Below are 16,817 nucleotides of genomic sequence, written 5' to 3' on the forward strand. Positions count from 1 at the left end.
CTATGGCACCAATAAGTATGGCTTCATACTTTCTAGCGTCTTTTCCCCGAAGCCTTTCACATCTCCTAACCCTTCATACGTTTTAAACGGACCATGTTCTTTCAGATGATTTAAAATCGCCTCAGCCTTGGCCGGTCCGATTCCCGGAACTGACATCAGTTCTTCTTTCGTCGCACTATTGACGTGAATACCGTTCGATTCTACTTCCGAACTTGGTGTCGCTTGTGCAATCGGCGGGTCACCTTTTTTAGGAACGATGATTTTAACCCCATCGACCAACAATTGAGCCAAGTTTAACTGTTCCGGGTCGGCTTCATTTGTTAAAACAGCCAAAGACAGGACATCACCGACTCTCGCACCTTCAGGCACGGTATATACGTCCGGAGACTCGACCGCCCCCGTAACATAGACAACGAGCTCTAAACGCTCTGGTGTCACTGGATGCGCAATTTCTTCCGTTTCCATCACAAAATCATCGACAACGCGTTGCTCCGGTTCTTTCTTATAAAACAAATACCCGACACCTAGGAATAAAACGACGACGAGACCGATTACGAGCTGTTTCCATCTATCCATCCGATTCACCACCTGATTTAACTGTTGCATCTAGTATGCCGAATCACATCTCTTGAGACATGGTACCTTCTTCTCTTCAGTCGTGCCCTTAGGGATTGTTTTACGTGGGTATTACAGACTGCACTCATACGTGAAACGCTCTTCAATCACTCAATTCCATGACAAAAAACGAAGGCCAACTCGTGGCCTCCGTTTATACTGTTCACGCTAGATTATTCTTCTTCGAAATGTTGGACCTGACCAGCAAGTGCCGCCGCCTGTCCTTCTAATTCTTGCATCAATGTAAAGATTTGATCGAAGCTCGCTTGCTGTTCTTTCATAGAGGCTGCCACTTCTTCATTTCCAGCCGCCAATTCTTCTGTCACACCAGATACTTCCTCGACTCGACGCAAGACGTTGTTTACCTCGTTACTCGATGTACGCATCTCTTGCTCAATCGTACGTACGAACGAAGCGACATGGTCTGTTCGTTCATGGATTCGGTTGAACGCTTCTTTCGTCAATCCGAACGCTTCTAGTTGCGCTTCTTGCTCACGTTTTGATTCGTTCACCGTTTCCGTCAAACGTACGACTTCTTGTTGAATCGTTTCGACGACGTGGAAAATGGAACGGGTTGCTTTATTGCTTTCTTCTGCCAACTTCTTCACTTCACTCGCAACGACCGCGAAGCCACGTCCTGCTTCACCAGCACGTGCCGCTTCAATCGCTGCGTTCAAAGCGAGTAAGTTCGTCTGTGCCGCAACATCTTCGACGAGTTTCGCCATCGATTCGATCTCTGCCGTCTGTCTCGCAAAGTGGTCCATTCGTGTGACGAGCACTTCATTCCGTTCGCTTGAGCGGTCGAGAATATGCTCTTGATCGGTTAACGTCTCAATTCCAGCCGCTACTTCACGTGTCATCTCAGACGTTTCTTCCGTCGTCTGCTTCGTCTGATTCAAGCTTGTCTCAAAGGAAGTCGCCATCGTATGAACCGAGCTGAGTGTCTCCTGCAATTCATTTGCGATCGATTGCGCACCATGCGCCATTTCATCAACAGCATTTGTAATGTTAGACGTTGTACTCACGACTGCCTCATTCTCAGCCGCTGCCGTTTCGGTCATGCCGTTCACTTTCATCGACGTGACACGAATTGAGCCAATCACGGTTTGAAGAGATGCCGTCATATCTCGCATGGCACGTTCTAATCGACCAATCTCATCTTTTCGCGTCGATTCCGGTAACGTGACGAGACGTCCCGCCGCAATCGCTTCAGCTACTTCTACGTTTCGTTCGAGCGGTCGTGTGATTGAACGGGCAAAGAAGAAGTTATAGACACCAAGGGCTAAAATCACGAGAATCGTCAAGAGAATCGAAATCCATAATAGACGCTCCGTCTCATCCGCCGCTTCTACTTGAAGTGCCTCATAAAATGATCCATTTTTCGCAATCAATGTATTGATGTCGTTTAGTAATCCTTCCAATTTCGCTGCCTGGATTCGAGCACCGATCCCACCTTCAAGTGCCGACTCGACGTCTTCATTCACTTGCTCATATTTCATCGTGGCCCGTTCCAAATGATTTGAAAATGCCGGAATCAAATAAGACTGTTTCAAATCACTAAATGTTTCTTCGTTCGTCACGCGAATCCGTTCGAGTTGTGTCAACGTCGATTGATTGGACTGTTCGCCAAGTGACGTCCAGAGGGATTGCTCTTGTAAAAGTGACGTTTCAAGTTGAGACAATTCAATCATTTGACTGCCGTACTGCTCATTATACGTTTGTAAGCGATTCAAGGTCGACAACACATAGCTCATCATCAGAACAATCAAGACGACGGTGAACACGGTCGAGAAGATAAAACGTTTACGTAAGCTCATTCGAGTGTCCCCTCCTTCAATTGACGTTCTACTGATTCATACTCCGTTGTCTCTTTTTCATCCCATTGAATACGACGAAGTGGGGCTAACCCAACGCCACCTTCTTCAATACCTAGAATGACATGATCATTAAATGGCTTTTCCGTGACACGACCCGCAATTTCCACAATCGCCAAATCGACTTGTTTCAACATCGATGTCACGACCGCATCCGGTGCGATCATCGATTGGTCACTATCGACTCCGATTGCTTTGATGCCGTATTTTTCAGCCGTTTCGAGTACACCGACCCCTGTAAGTCCCGCTGCTGCATAAAGAACGTCTGCCCCTTCTTTAATTTGCTTCTCAGCGAGTTCACGACCGAGTTCCGGTGAAGCAAAGTCATTTGAGAAATCGACGAGCATCTCCACATCCTCGTTCACTGCCTTCGCGCCACGCTCAAACCCTGCTTCAAATTTTTGAATGAGTTCAATGTCCATCCCACCGATGAATCCGATCGTATCGGATTCCGTTTCAAGACCGGCCACCGCACCAGCAAGCGTACTACCTTCTCCCTCTTCGAACGTGATGTTCAAGACGTTTGGAAGTTCAGACACGCCATCAATGAGGGCAAATTGCTGATCTGGGTGTTCTGCCGCTACAGCCTCTAAGTCTTCTTGACACGCAAAACCAAGACCGACGATCACATCATGTCCCTCTTCTACCAATTCTTCAAAACCAACCTTATACGTCTCTGTTTCTGCTAATTCACGATAATCAACGAACCAATCGCCCGTTTCACGTAGCTCACCCATTCCACGCATGGCTGCGTCACTGAACGATTGGTCCCCGAGACCAACGTCAGATAGGACGACCCCCATCGTCTGTCGTTCTTCTACCGTGGTATTCGGGTTGTCGATTACCGACTGACAACCGGACAACCAAAGGGTGCAGGCTGTGATTGTACTGAGCATTATGCTTTTCTTCATGTATTCAATACTCCCTCTCTCTAATGGTCTGACAACCCTTATATCGACCGAGAAGGCACTGTTCTCCATGATTTTTTTTAAAAGTTGTGGGAATAAAAAAAGCCATAGACATTGTCCATGGCTTTGTACACTTATTCTTTAGAAGCAGCAACCGTCGTATCGGCTAATTCTCGCTCCGGTGTTGGCGTTTTCGCAACGTTCCCTTTTCCAGCAAAGTTCTCGAGCAAGTCTTTCATATCGATGCCCGATGAAGCTTTTAACGTTTGTTGAAGTGAGGCCATGAGGTCGGTTGCGTAACCTGTTACTTTACCGGCTCCACCGTTTTGACCGCTCCCCGTGTCAACGACCGTAATCTGATCGATGTTACCAAGTGGCGATGCAATTTCTTTCGCATAATCAGGAAGCATCTTGACGACCATATCGAGAATCGCTGCTTGTCCGTATTGCGCGAAGGCTTCGGCGATCTTCTCTTTCGCTTCGGCTTCTGCAAGACCAGTCAAACGGATGATTTCCGCTTCCGCCTCACCTTTCGCACGTTCCGAATCCGCTTCTGCAAGACCTGCCAAACGTACGCGTTCCGCATCGGCTTTTGCCTGTGCTTCAATCCGATACTTCTCAGCATCCGCGATTGCGATTTGACGTGCTTTGTCCGCAGCGGCAGACTGTTCGATCGAGTATCGATCCGCATCGGCTTTTTTCTTCACTTCTGAATCATATTGTTTCTCACGACGCATGATTTCTTTCTCTTCGAGCTCGATTTGTTTTTGACGCTCGATGATTTGAACTTGCATCTGTTGTTCGGTGACTTCTTGTTTCGCACGCGCTTCCTCAAGCTCATACGCTTGGTCGGCCCGGGCTTTGGCAACGTCTTGTTCACGGCGATATGCCGCAATCCGGAGTTGGTTCTCTTTCTCAGCTTCCGCGATTTCAGACGCACGCTCAAGTTCGGCCTTCTTCGCATCTTTCATGGCTTCCGCCTGTTTGATGCGCGTCTCTTTGTCCGCTTCCGCTGTCGCGATGTCAGCATCACGCTTCACTTGCGCAATCCGTGGCTTCCCGAGTGATTCCAAGTAGCCGTTCTTATCCCGCACGTCTTTAATCGTGAACGAGACGATAATCAAACCCATCTTCGCCAAGTCTTGTGAAGCGACACGTTGCACTTCTTGAGAAAACTTGTCTCGATTTTTATAAATTTCTTCGACTGTCATCGATCCAAGAATGGAACGTAGATGCCCTTCAAGTACTTCGCGTGCTTCATTCTCACGTTCAATTTTAGGTTTTCCGAGAAATTGTTCAGCCGCTGTCGCGATTTCACTGATCGATCCGCCGATTTTAATGATGGCCGTTCCGTCTGCCATGACGGGTACACCTTGTTCCGTATATACCTCAGGCGTCGTTACCTCTAATTTGCTTGAGAGCAAGCTGAGGGGTTCCGCTTGCTGGAATACAGGGAGGACGAACGTACCGCCACCACGAATGATTTTCACACGGTTCCCAGATGCATCACTATGTACATTTTTCTTACCTAGATAACTACCTGTCACAATCAACGCCTCATCCGGTCCGACTGTGCGATATTTTAATACGAATACAAATACGAGTGCGAGGATGATGACCCCGACGATGATACTCACTAAAATAGCCGTATTCATGTGTTATTTCTCCTCTCGAATCGTTGGTTCGTCATATGTCATGACGAGTGCGATATTTCCTTTTACTTCAATGATGACTACCCGATACTCAGTCGAAATGGCTGTTCCGTCCATACTTTGTGCAGTTTTTAAGAGGGACCCCGTGACCGTCTCAATCATGACCTCCCCATAGCCTCCTTCAGGGATGGGAACTGTTAACCGACCGACTCGACCGACTAATGCTTCATCCGTCAAACCAATGGACTCTTCCGCATTTGAAAGTGGTAAAAGCACAAACAAATAAAGAAGCGTTGTCAGGGCGAGAGACCCAACGAGTGCAACAGCGAGTCCAATCATCGGGGAGACATGAGCCAATGCGTTTAAAATAAGTCCGATTCCTGCCCCAAGTGCTAAGAACGATAAAATGACTGCAGGGTTAAACCATCCTTCGAACAGATCGAACGCATCAGAGAACATCATATAAACAAACGTTCCGAAACCAGCGATGATCAACACCCACCAATACAGTTGATCGATTGCCTCCATTACCAGCCCTCCTGTCGACGTCTTTGTTCCATCATCAAAACAGCTCGAAGTTGTTCGACTTCTAATGCGAGTTGATGTTCAACCGCATCCCATTCCGACAGTGATGATGTGGATAAGTCGTTCGCTTCCCGAGTTCGACCAATCGAACGTTCAATACGTCGACGATTATATATGTCGACAAGTTCTTGCCGTTCGAGTCGCATCGTCTTTAAAAAATACTCCACTTCTTTTTGAACTTGTACGATTTGATTCGTCACGTCCTCAGAAGAATCTTGCATCAGCAGCCGACGCACTCTCACTTGATGAGCCACTAATTTAGCAATCCTCTCTTCGAGTTCGAGAATGTGCTTATATAATTCTTCTATCTCATCTTGATGCGTGTCATCGCGCCACCACACGTCCATCTCACCTCACTTTTCTCTACTCTCTTCCATATACGTCAAATGCTCATCTCTGGTTTCAAAAAATCATAAAAAAATGTAAAATGAATTTGCCAGCCAGAAAGGAAGTGCTCATGTTGGGCAACCAAGTCATCAAACTATCAAGTGCATCACAAGAAAAATTAAAAAAGATGTATCAACAATATGCAGTTTCACCACCACCATATGCGACATTCAGTGCCAAGACACCAGGATTTGTCGTCACCATCTATCAATCTGGGAAAGTGATGTTCCAAGGAAAAGATGCCGAGACCGAGGCAGTGAAATGGGGAACACCAGCCGAGAAGAAACAAGCATCTGCACCGAACACCATCTTACCTGAAGGATTCTCAAATTGGTCTGTCGTCGGAAGCGATGAGGTCGGGAAAGGGGACTATTTCGGACCACTCGTCGTCGTCGCAGCATTCGTGTCACATGACAAAATTGCACTCGTCAAAGAACTCGGTGTGAAGGACTCCAAACTGCTATCCGATCCTGAAATCATCCGGATCGCGAAGGATTTACATGCAACCATTCCTTATCAAAAGGCGACATTGCATAATCCAGTCTATAACAAGATGCAACGAACGATGACACAAGGAAAGATGACCGCCATCGCGCATAATGCTGCGCTCCGAGCGCTACTTGAAAAAATCGACGTGAAGCCCGCTGCCGTTTTAATCGATCAGTTTGCGGAAAAATCCATCTACTACCAACATCTCCGAGCCGAAAATGATGTCGTCCGTGATGACGTCTACTTTTCAACGAAAGCCGAAGGGCTACACGTCGCCGTTGCAGCCGCATCCATTTTAGCTCGTGCTTTTTTCTTAAAAGAAATGGATAAACTCAGTCAGCAAGTCGGGGTCACCCTCCCAAAAGGTGCAGGCGCAAAAGTCGACCAAGTGGCCGCTCAAATCATACGACGTCATGGAGAAGCGGTTTTACAATCAATTGCCAAAGTACATTTTGCGAACACGAAGAAAGCGATCAACTTGAACAAACGTCGTTTGTAGAGCTTCGTCATCGATTATGGTATACTCTTTTTATGGTTAAATGAACTTAAAATTTTTGGAGGATAGCGTTCATGCTGCATTATAAAACCTATACGATTAGTGATGACCACCCTTGGGTCATCTTTATACACGGAGCGGGCGGAAGTCTGTCTCATTGGTATCGTCAACTTCGACCATTTCGCAAAAAATATAATGTGTTACTCGTTGATTTACGAGGTCATGGCGGTTCGTACGACGCCGAACAGTCACTTAAACAACCGCTGAATGCCTATACGTTCGAGGCGGTCGCAAAAGATGTGATTGAAGTCATGGACCACCTAGGGATTGAAAAAGGTCATATGGTTGGACTCTCGTTAGGAACGATTGTCATTCAAGCCATGTTCGAGCATTATCCGAATCGTATCGCTTCGGTCGTTCTCGGCGGGGCCATCGTCAAATTCAATGTCCGCTCTACCATGCTGATCCGGCTAGGTAGCCTCGTCCGAAACTTCGTCCCCTATATGTGGCTGTATAAGTTGTTCGCTTGGATTTTGCTCCCGAAAAAACGTCATAAAAAATCTAGAATGATGTTCGTCCGGGATGCAGCGAACTTATGTCAACGTGAATTTATCCGCTGGTTCAAGATGACGGAAAATATTAACCCGTTATTGAACCAGTTCACGTCGATTCAGACGAACGTCCCAATCCTATATATTATGGGTGATGAGGATTATATGTTCCTCGAAGCTGTCGAACGAACAGCGAAACATCAACCTACGGCAATCGTGGAAATCGTCACGGACTCAGGACATGTCGTCAACGTAGACCAACCTGATCGATTTAATTCGTTGTCGATGAACTTTATCGATCATCAGATTCAAGCACGTTCATTACAAATGAGCTAAATCAGGAGGCCACTAGGCTTCCTGATTTTTTTCTTTTTATTTTCAGAAAATATTGATTATTACAAAAATAGATGGTATTCTTTAGCAAATCCAACGAAGAGGAGATGCTCAAGATGTCCAATCCTGTACATATGAACAGCCTGCTGATTATTATTCGACTGAGGGACTGAAATCGTTTTGTTTTCAAAAACGACTTTTCAGGCCCTTGTTCCCGTGGTAATCGGACAGGCGCCTGCAGATTGAAACCGCGCCTATCCTTGATGGATAGGTTTTTTTATTGGCATATAGACATAGAGGAGATGATGGAAGTGAAGCAGTATATGATGGATCGAATGGTAAAAATTTCAGCAGGTATGGCAAACGCCGTCCTCGTCACACTCGGTGTCGGTCTATTGATCGAGACGATTGGTAATTTGACCGGAATCGCGATGCTCGTTCAAATTGGACAAGTTGCCAAATCACTGTTGGCACCCGCATTAGGTGCCGGCGTCGCGTTTCAACTTGGGAGCAACACGCTCATCTTGTTTAGCGCGATGATTGCCGCAACCATTGGCGGTGCAGCTTTAAAAGCGACAGAAAGCGGACTCGTCCTCGTTCCAGGTCAACCGATTAGCGCATTGATTGCAGCGGCGGCTGCTGTCTGGCTTGGAAAACGGGTCCTCGGAAAAACAAAGTTTGATATGATGGTCGTTCCGGTCACGGCCGTTCTCGGAGGTGGGATTGTCGGCGTTGCTGCGGCAGCGGTCACGACTCCTCTCATCAACTCGATCAGCCAAGGAATCACCGCATCCGTTGAAACGTCACCGATTGCCACATCTCTTGTCATCGCGCTTGTCTTCAGTGTCATGCTCATGTCACCTGCATCATCTGCCGCACTCGCCATCGCCCTTCAACTGGATCCTGTCGCCAGCGCCGCTGCCTTGATCGGTTGCTCTGCTCAATTTGTTGGCTTCACATTAATGGCATACCGCCAAACCGACCCAGGTGGATTGGTCGCCTCTTTCTTTGTCACACCGAAAGTGCAGTTTCCAAATATCATCAAAAATCCGCGAATCGTCGTCCCACCGTTCATCGCCGCGATGATTTCCGCACCGATTGCCACTTTGATGTTCTCACTCCAAGTCCCGTACGAGATCGCGGGTCTCGGTCTGAACTCCCTCATCGCCCCGCTTCAGATTTTAGCAGTCCAAGGGTTGGATGCATTCCTTATCTTTACGGTGACCGGGGTTGTTCTTCCTGCACTCATTACATGGGCACTTTATCGTGTCACGAGTCTTGTCGGATGGACGAAGTTCGGCGATCTCGCACTCGAGATTCAATAATAAAAGGAGCGTTGTCACAGTGGACAACGCTCCCTATTTTTACGCTCGTAGTTCAGCGCCGTGTGTCGTACGGACCGCCTCGACGATTGTTTCATATGCTGTCGTTACTTCTTCATCCTGTAACGTTCGTGATGGGTCTTGGAACTTGAGTGAGAAGGCAATCGACTTCTCATTCGCCCCAACGTTCTCCCCTGTATACACGTCAAACAAGACGAGGTCAATCAAGAGTGGACCAGCCGCTTGGCGGATCGTTTGTTCCACAGTACCTGCTGGAATCTCACGTGATAAGACAAGTGCCAAATCTCGTGAAATCGATGGGTAACGTGGGACGTCTTGATAAAGAAGTGTCTCGTCTCCACGAAGGGCCAAAAGGTCGAGTTCGAACACATATACTTCCTTCATACCGTAGACGTCTTTCGATGTTCCCGGATGCACTTGTCCGACGTATCCGATGACCTCTCCGTCCATCAAGATGTTCGCCGTGCGGCCCGGGTGCATATCAGGCATCGATACGGCTTCATACGTGACATCAAGGCGAAGCGTTTGGACCAACGTATCGACAATCCCTTTTGCGACGAAATAGTCACCCGGAATCCGTGTTCCTTGCGAACGATGGTCCATCCAAAGACCTGTGACGACGCCAGCTACTCGTTCTTTCTCACGCGGTAAAGTATCCCCTTGCTCCGTGTAGACACGTCCTGTTTCGTAAAGTGCGACGTTCGATTGTTGACGGGCCGTATTATAACGTGCCGCCTCTAACAACCCAGGAACGAGCGACGTACGAAGGACTGAACGTTCTTCACTCATCGGCATCGCTAAACGGACGAGCTGATCGACTTTTCCACCGAAGCGAGTCGCATGTGCCTCACTCGTTAACGAGTACGTAATGGCTTGTGATAAGCCGACTCCTTGTAACAAGCGACGTGTCTGTCTGCGCAATACGTTGATTGCTGGCAAATAGCCTTTCGATTGAGAGGCAGGTAACGTCGATGGGAGACTATCATATCCGTATAGACGTGCCACTTCTTCTGTGATGTCAGCCGGAAGTTCTAAATCCGGACGACGCGATGGAATGTGGACTGTCAACACGTCATCTCCTTCTGTCGCGAGACCGAGACGCTCAAGGATGTGAACGATCGTCTGACGATCGAGCATCATTCCTAAGCGCTTGTTGATATAGTCAATCGACACTTGGATTTCTCGGGCACGTGATTCGGCTTCACCTGAACGCACCGCATCATGAATGGCTCCTCCACCGAGTTCGACAATCAGTTGCGCAGCGCGATCGAGCGCGAGCATGACACGTTCTGGATCAACGCCTTTTTCGAAACGAGCGCTTGAATCTGAACGTAGACCGAGCGTACGGCTCGTCTTACGAACAGATGCAGGGTCAAAATAAGCCGACTCCAAGACGATATCTGTAGTCGTCGCATCCACTTCTGTATTGGCACCACCCATGACGCCTGCGATGGCGACTGGAGCTTGCCCGTCCGTAATCACCATCATCGATGAATCAAGCGTGCGCGTCACGTCATCGAGTGTGACCATTTCTTCTCCATTTTCAGCTTGACGAACCACAATCGAGTTCCCGAGTTTCTTCGCATCGAATGCATGAAGTGGCTGTCCGATTTCAAGCATCACGTAGTTCGTCACGTCGACAATGTTATTGATTGGGCGAACGCCCTCTGCGATCAAGATGTTTTTAAGCCATTGTGGAGATTCTGCAATCGTTACCCCTTTGACTTCACGAGCTGCGTAATATGAACAGTTCGGTGTCGCAAGTTCGATAGATACCTCCGATGGTGATGATGACGTGACATCTGCCGTCGGCAACGTGTATGGACGTTCTAGAATTGCCGCCACTTCATGAATGATTCCATAGAGGCTCAAGCAATCTGAACGGTTCGGAGTCAAGCCGAGTTCGATGACCTCATCGTTCAAGTCGAGTAAATCGAGCACGTCCGCTCCGACTTGTACGGATTCACGGAATGTGTGGATCCCATCTTGCTCGTCTTCCCGAATTTGTTTCTTCTCAAATCCAAGCTCTTCGAGCGAACAAATCATCCCTTGTGATTCGACACCGCGAAGTTTTGCTTTTTTAATCTTAAGCCCTGGTAAGCGCGCGCCAACTTTGGCCACGATCACATGTTGCCCTTCGCTTACGTTCGGTGCACCGCAGACGATTTGAACAGGATCACATTCTCCGATGTCCACTTTCGTCACATTTAATTTATCTGCTTCTGGATGTTTCTCACACGAAAGGACACGACCGACGACGATCCCCGAAAGTCCTTCCCCACGATTTGTCACACTTTCGACTTCGATTCCGTTTTTCGTGATCAAGTCGCCGAGCGCTTCTCCGCTTAAATCGGATACATCAATATATTGATTCAACCATTTTTTTGAAAGTAACATCTGTCTTCCTCCTTAGAATTGCTCGATGAAACGTAAGTCATTTGTGTAGAAATGGCGGATGTCGTCGACGCCGTGTTTGAGCATCGCCATACGCTCCACTCCGATTCCGAATGCGAACCCTGACACTTTTGATGAGTCATAGCCAGCCATCTCCAATACATGCGGATGGACCATTCCGCCTCCGAGAATCTCAATCCAACCGGTTCCTTTACAGACGTTACATCCTTTCCCACCACACTTGAAGCAAGAGATGTCCACTTCGACCGATGGTTCAGTGAACGGGAAGAAGCTTGGACGGAGACGAATTTCGCGCGTTTCTCCGAACAACTGCTTCACGAACACTTCGAGTGTTCCTTTCAAGTCAGCCATCGAAATAGATTCGTCGACAACCAACCCTTCGATTTGCATGAATTGATGCGAGTGCGTCGCATCGTCTTCATCACGACGATATACTTTTCCTGGGCAGATGATGCGAATCGGTTTTCCGTTCGCCTCCAACATCGTGCGAGCCTGTACAGGAGACGTATGAGTACGAAGTAACGTCTCTTCCGTGATATAGAACGAGTCTTGCATGTCTCGTGCCGGGTGGTCTTTCGGCAAGTTGAGCATTTCGAAGTTGTAGAGATCGGTTTCGACTTCAGGACCTTCAGCAATCGTATATCCGAGGCCAACGAACAAGTCTTCCATCTCGTCGATGATCTGTTGTAAGAGGTGACTGTGTCCAGGAGTCGATGTGCGTCCCGGGAGCGTCACATCGAGCGTTTCCGCTTTCAACTTTTCTTCTAACTCAATCGCCTTCACTTCTTCGATTCGAGCATCGAGCGTGCTTTGAATCGCGGTACGTACGGTATTGGCCAGTTCACCAATGACCGGACGTTCCTCGGCAGACAATTTACCCATGCCACGAAGGACCTCGGTCATCGGTCCTTTTTTCCCTAAATATTTGATGCGGACGTCATTCAATGATTTTTGTGTGGACGCCTGTTTGATTTCTTCTAACGCTTCCACCTGTAACTGTTCTAATTGTTCTTTCATGTGTTTGCTTCCTCCTCTACATAAAAAAGTCCCTTCAGTCGTTGACTGAAGGGACGAATCATCGCGGTACCACCCTACTTGGCCACTACATGGCCCACTTGAGAGCATCAGTATCGTGATGCCAAACCGGTGTTGTCTCCAACACGACTCCAGAGTGAATTCAGCGACGAATCCGGCAAAGGCTCTCAGTCACGGCCCTTGCTCCCTGAACGGAATCGGTCATTCGCTTACTATGTTCTTTCAACGTCATATCTTATTCATCGATGTGTTTAACCTATCACGTTTTTCACGTGCTGACAAGATTATTGTAAAGCGATGCGATACATTAAAATACCTGCAGCGACCGCCGCATTGAGCGATTCCGCGTCGCCGAGCACCGGAATATGCACACGCGTATCACAGAGTGCTAGTACATCAGCATGAACCCCTTGCGCCTCATTCCCGATGACGAGGGCCACTTTGTCTTCGAATGCAACTTGCTCATACGATGTCGCCTTTGAGAGAGCTGTGCCGTAGACGTGGAATCCGTCCTCTTTTAGCTCAGGTAACTTTTCAAGCAAGTCGACCGAGGTCACGTTCACGTGAAACAGCGACCCTTGTGTGGCACGTACGACTTTGGCGTTGAACGGATCGACCGTCCCTTTCCCAAGTAGCACCGTATCGAATCCGGCAGCATCCGCTGTCCGAATCATCGTCCCGAGATTACCCGGGTCTTGTACTCGATCTAGTACGAGTACTTTCTTCATTTTTCGTTCTACCGGTGTCATCTTCACAACAGCAAATACACCTTGAGTCTTTTCCGTTTCGGAAAGAAGATCTGCGACGTGATCGGATAACTCGAGAACCGGCATCTCTTCGAGTCGCCATGTTCCTTTTGGTGAATACGACTCAGCCACGATGAGTTGGACGAGTCGGCCGGCACGAATGGCCTCGTCCACCAAATGCTCTCCTTCTACTAGAAATTGACCCGTTTCTTGACGACCTTTTTTCGTCATCAATCGTTTTAATCGTTTAATCGTCTCGCTCTTCGTAGACGTAATCTTCGTCATATTATCCCTCTTTCAACCATTGGACCGTTTCGTGGTCTAAACGTTTCGTCAATGCGACAACGAGTTGTACCGCTGCCTCGTAATCATCTTTATGGATGATGGACACGTTCGTGTGTAAATAGCGGACCGGCACCGTCAACGCGATGGCCGGCATCCCAATTCCAGATAGATGGAACCGCCCTGCATCGGTACCACCGCCTGGTGTTAAGTCCAATTGATACTTGATTTCTTGCTCTTTGGCCACGTCAACGATCAGATCGACAAGGCGTGGGTTCGTGACGGTAGTCGCATCAAAGAAGATGACCTGAACCCCGTCTCCGAGTTTTGATAACCCTTCTGCTTGGGTCATCCCTGGCGTATCACTCGGAATGCCTGTATCGACAGCAATCGCCACGTCCGGACGAATCAAGTTGGCAGCGGTCACTGCTCCACGTAAGCCAACCTCTTCCTGTACCGTCGCTCCTGTGTAAACGACACCTGGGAACGATTCTTCCTTCAAACGTTTCGCCGCTTCGATAGCAATTGCACATCCGATGCGGTTATCCCAAGCCTTCGCCATTAAGAAGTTCTCATTTTTCATGACGGTGAATTCACAATGCGGCACGACCGTATCGCCTGGACGAATTCCCCATTCAGCCACTTCGTCCTTCGACGTTGCACCGATGTCTAAGAACATATCTTTGATTTCGACGGGCTTTTTCCGTGCCTCAAGTGGTAGAACATGAGGTGGTTTCGCACCAATGACGCCTGGAATCTTTTCACCAGACCGTGTGACCACATCCATGCGTTGTGCCAATAGCACCTGGTTCCACCAGCCACCGAGCGCTTGGAAACGAAGGAATCCACTCTCTTCCACACGTGTCACCATAAACCCGACTTCATCCATGTGACCCGCAATCATGACACGTGGCCCTTCAGCATCTCCTGTCACTTGGCCAAATAAGCTTCCGAGCCCATCCTGTTCAAACGATTCGACGTGCGGTTCGAGATATTCACGCATCAATTGACGGACTTCTCCCTCATTTCCCGGAACTCCTGTCGCGTCTGTCAAACGTTTTAACATATGTAACGATTCATTCATACCAATCCGCTCCTTTTCATTAATATCCTTGATTTTGTCGCTCATGGTTCACTTCATTTTTATTCATGTATGCCAGTAAAATGAGTTGCTCATTAAAACCGAGCGTATAACCAAGTTCGAGATAAGCTGCCATCAGCGTCTCGTACATGGCTTCCGTTTTTGAAAGACCAAAGTTCGTCACTTTTCGATAAATATCTAAAAAAGCATCAGTCGCATCAAGATATGAGCTTCCCGCAGGAAACGCATCTCGTTCATACCCGAGCGCAAGACCAAGTGACAGTAAGAAATGAATGCCGTCCACATATTCTTCTAAGATCACATCTTGAGGCGACGGTCCTTTCTTCGACCAAAATTTAAAGCTACGTGTTTCGTTAGCCAGTTCACCGAGCTCGACAAGCAGCGCCAGTAACCGTTCATCGAATTGATTGCCGGATAATCCATGTTGTACTTTGATCCGCTCGTCTAATTCGCGCTGCCGATCAAACAATGTTGTCCAGTTCACCGGATGTTCCTCCTCTATCTCCACTTATAGCAATACTAAAATCATTAAAGACCAGCCCACTGCTAAAATCAATACTTGTAATTGAAGCAGTTTTGGGGCATGAACCGTCTTCTTTCGTGTCAAATGAAGACCGAACAAGGCACCGATGGCTCCTCCCGCATAGGCATATAGGACGTTAAAATCGCCTTTCCCATGTGTGTACTGTTTTGCTCGAATATAAGTATAGACATTCAACACAATAAGGGCTAAGGCGACGATCGCGACAACCGATTGATTCATGCGCTTTCCTCCTTCTCTTTATTCTAAGAAATTCTACAGAAAAAAGAAAGCGCCGAGAGAGTGTCTCGGCGCTGTCGATTGAACGATTACGCGTTCAATTTTGATTTAGCTGTTTCAGCGAGTGACGCGAATGCCTGTGCATCTGTCACAGCAAGCTCAGCAAGCATCTTACGGTTGATGTCGATTCCTGCAAGCTTGAGGCCGTGCATCATACGGCTGTATGAGAGACCGTTTGTGCGTGCTGCCGCATTGATACGTGTGATCCAAAGACGACGGAAATCACGTTTCTTCTGACGACGGTCACGGTAAGCGTACATGAGTGACTTCATGACCTGTTGTTTTGCTACTTTAAATAGAATGTGTTTCGAACCAAAGTATCCTTTGGCAAGTTTAATTTGCTTTTTACGACGTTGACGAGTCGTATAACCGCCTTTTACGCGTGGCATATGGATTCCCTCCTAAATTGTTTCTGTATTACTTCGCGATCATGTTGCGAATGCGTTTGAAGTCTCCAGCTGATACGATAGCGCCTTTACGGAGCTTACGTTTTGCTTTAGTCGATTTGTTTGCGAACAAGTGACTTGTGTAAGCGTGTGAACGCTTGAGTTTACCTGATGCTGTACGTTTGAAACGTTTTGAAGCACCGCGGTGCGATTTCATTTTCGGCATGAGTATTTCCTCCCCACTGAGAATCGATAATTAATCTTCTTTGTTCGGAGCCAGCACTAAGAACATGCTGCGTCCTTCCATCTTCGGCTTTTGTTCAACTGTTGCCAAATCGGCACATTCCGCTGCCATTTTGTCCAAAACACGTTTCCCGATTTCCGAGTGTGTGATGGCACGTCCGCGGAAACGAATCGAAGCCTTCACTTTGTTTCCTTTTTCAAGGAACTTGCGTGCGTTACGCAATTTTGTTTGGAAATCGTTGTCCTCGATTGTTGGACTGAGACGTACTTCTTTCATTTGGATGACTTTTTGGTTTTTACGCGCTTCTTTCTCCTTCTTCTGGAGTTCGAAACGGTACTTCCCATAGTCCATAATTTTAGCGACCGGTGGATTTGCTTTATCCGCGACTAAGACGAGGTCTAGTTCCGCTTCTTCAGCTAAACGTAACGCATCGTTACGTGATGTCACACCGAGTTGTGCACCGTCTGCGCCAATGAGACGTACTTCACGGGCACGAATGTTTTCGTTGATAAAGAGCTCTTTGCTAATGGTTAGCACCTCCATCGTGCGATTGC

At 47.8% G+C, this 16,817-nt stretch carries 18 protein-coding genes; 3 read left to right on the forward strand and 15 right to left on the reverse strand.

Annotation, left to right across the window (positions count from 1 at the left end; translation table 11 throughout):
• The 6 genes from KNO66_RS05860 to KNO66_RS05885 form a co-directional block, all read right to left on the reverse strand.
• Window positions 1–576 (reverse strand): helix-hairpin-helix domain-containing protein, encoded by a 576-nt coding sequence (locus KNO66_RS05860; RefSeq protein WP_214741289.1) that lies wholly within the window; start codon window positions 574–576, stop codon window positions 1–3.
• A gap of 212 nt (window positions 577–788) precedes the next feature.
• On the reverse strand, window positions 789–2,432 hold the full coding sequence (locus KNO66_RS05865; RefSeq protein WP_214741291.1) for a methyl-accepting chemotaxis protein: 1,644 nt from the start codon (window positions 2,430–2,432) through the stop codon (window positions 789–791).
• Window positions 2,429–3,400, reverse strand: a complete 972-nt coding sequence (locus tag KNO66_RS05870) for a BMP family lipoprotein (RefSeq protein ID WP_214741293.1) — start codon at window positions 3,398–3,400, stop codon at window positions 2,429–2,431. Before KNO66_RS05870 ends, KNO66_RS05865 begins: the two co-directional genes overlap by 4 nt.
• 131 nt (window positions 3,401–3,531) lie before the next feature.
• Window positions 3,532–5,052: a flotillin lipid rafts scaffold protein FloT gene (locus KNO66_RS05875; RefSeq protein WP_214741295.1), complete on the reverse strand. Its 1,521-nt coding sequence runs from the start codon at window positions 5,050–5,052 to the stop codon at window positions 3,532–3,534.
• A gap of 3 nt (window positions 5,053–5,055) precedes the next feature.
• Complete coding sequence (locus tag KNO66_RS05880; RefSeq protein WP_214741296.1) at window positions 5,056–5,577, reverse strand: NfeD family protein; 522 nt, start codon at window positions 5,575–5,577, stop codon at window positions 5,056–5,058.
• Window positions 5,577–5,981, reverse strand: a complete 405-nt coding sequence (locus tag KNO66_RS05885) for a hypothetical protein (protein ID WP_251125838.1) — start codon at window positions 5,979–5,981, stop codon at window positions 5,577–5,579. The genes KNO66_RS05880 and KNO66_RS05885 overlap by 1 nt, the downstream gene beginning before the upstream one ends.
• A gap of 113 nt (window positions 5,982–6,094) precedes the next feature.
• Here KNO66_RS05885 and rnhC point away from each other — a divergent pair, with 113 nt between their 5' ends.
• The 3 genes from rnhC to KNO66_RS05900 all read left to right on the forward strand — a co-directional run bounded on the left by rnhC (window position 6,095) and on the right by KNO66_RS05900 (window position 9,215).
• Entirely contained in the window at window positions 6,095–7,009 is a 915-nt protein-coding gene (gene rnhC / locus KNO66_RS05890; RefSeq protein ID WP_214742391.1) for a ribonuclease HIII, read from the forward strand.
• Window positions 7,010–7,080: 71 nt separating this feature from the next.
• Window positions 7,081–7,893, forward strand: coding sequence for an alpha/beta fold hydrolase (locus tag KNO66_RS05895; protein ID WP_214741298.1), 813 nt, complete (start codon window positions 7,081–7,083; stop codon window positions 7,891–7,893).
• A gap of 299 nt (window positions 7,894–8,192) precedes the next feature.
• On the forward strand, window positions 8,193–9,215 hold the full coding sequence (locus KNO66_RS05900) for a PTS sugar transporter subunit IIC (RefSeq protein ID WP_214741300.1): 1,023 nt from the start codon (window positions 8,193–8,195) through the stop codon (window positions 9,213–9,215).
• A 39-nt stretch (window positions 9,216–9,254) separates the two neighbouring features.
• Here the strand turns inward: KNO66_RS05900 and pheT are convergent, their stop codons facing one another.
• The 9 genes from pheT to infC all read right to left on the reverse strand — a co-directional run bounded on the left by pheT (window position 9,255) and on the right by infC (window position 16,806).
• Window positions 9,255–11,630, reverse strand: a complete 2,376-nt coding sequence (pheT, locus tag KNO66_RS05905; protein ID WP_214741302.1) for a phenylalanine--tRNA ligase subunit beta — start codon at window positions 11,628–11,630, stop codon at window positions 9,255–9,257.
• 12 nt (window positions 11,631–11,642) lie between these two features.
• On the reverse strand, window positions 11,643–12,665 hold the full coding sequence (gene pheS, locus KNO66_RS05910) for a phenylalanine--tRNA ligase subunit alpha (protein WP_159562521.1): 1,023 nt from the start codon (window positions 12,663–12,665) through the stop codon (window positions 11,643–11,645).
• 302 nt (window positions 12,666–12,967) lie between these two features.
• Complete coding sequence (locus KNO66_RS05915; RefSeq protein WP_214741304.1) at window positions 12,968–13,714, reverse strand: TrmH family RNA methyltransferase; 747 nt, start codon at window positions 13,712–13,714, stop codon at window positions 12,968–12,970.
• Window position 13,715: 1 nt separating this feature from the next.
• The gene (locus tag KNO66_RS05920; RefSeq protein ID WP_214741306.1) at window positions 13,716–14,795 is read right to left on the reverse strand and encodes a M42 family metallopeptidase; all 1,080 of its coding nucleotides are present in this window, start codon (window positions 14,793–14,795) and stop codon (window positions 13,716–13,718) included.
• 19 nt (window positions 14,796–14,814) lie between these two features.
• Window positions 14,815–15,297: a dUTP diphosphatase gene (locus tag KNO66_RS05925; protein WP_159562524.1), complete on the reverse strand. Its 483-nt coding sequence runs from the start codon at window positions 15,295–15,297 to the stop codon at window positions 14,815–14,817.
• A gap of 24 nt (window positions 15,298–15,321) precedes the next feature.
• The gene (locus tag KNO66_RS05930) at window positions 15,322–15,576 is read right to left on the reverse strand and encodes a hypothetical protein (protein WP_214741308.1); all 255 of its coding nucleotides are present in this window, start codon (window positions 15,574–15,576) and stop codon (window positions 15,322–15,324) included.
• Window positions 15,577–15,662: 86 nt separating this feature from the next.
• Complete coding sequence (gene rplT, locus KNO66_RS05935; RefSeq protein WP_012726696.1) at window positions 15,663–16,022, reverse strand: 50S ribosomal protein L20; 360 nt, start codon at window positions 16,020–16,022, stop codon at window positions 15,663–15,665.
• 28 nt (window positions 16,023–16,050) lie between these two features.
• Window positions 16,051–16,245: a 50S ribosomal protein L35 gene (gene rpmI / locus KNO66_RS05940; protein ID WP_012726697.1), complete on the reverse strand. Its 195-nt coding sequence runs from the start codon at window positions 16,243–16,245 to the stop codon at window positions 16,051–16,053.
• Between the two features lie 30 nt (window positions 16,246–16,275).
• Window positions 16,276–16,806: a translation initiation factor IF-3 gene (gene infC, locus KNO66_RS05945; RefSeq protein ID WP_012726698.1), complete on the reverse strand. Its 531-nt coding sequence runs from the start codon at window positions 16,804–16,806 to the stop codon at window positions 16,276–16,278.
• Window positions 16,807–16,817: the final 11 nt, after the last annotated feature.

The organism is Exiguobacterium sp. s48 (assembly GCF_018617395.1).
Classification (GTDB): Bacteria; Bacillota; Bacilli; order Exiguobacteriales; family Exiguobacteriaceae; genus Exiguobacterium.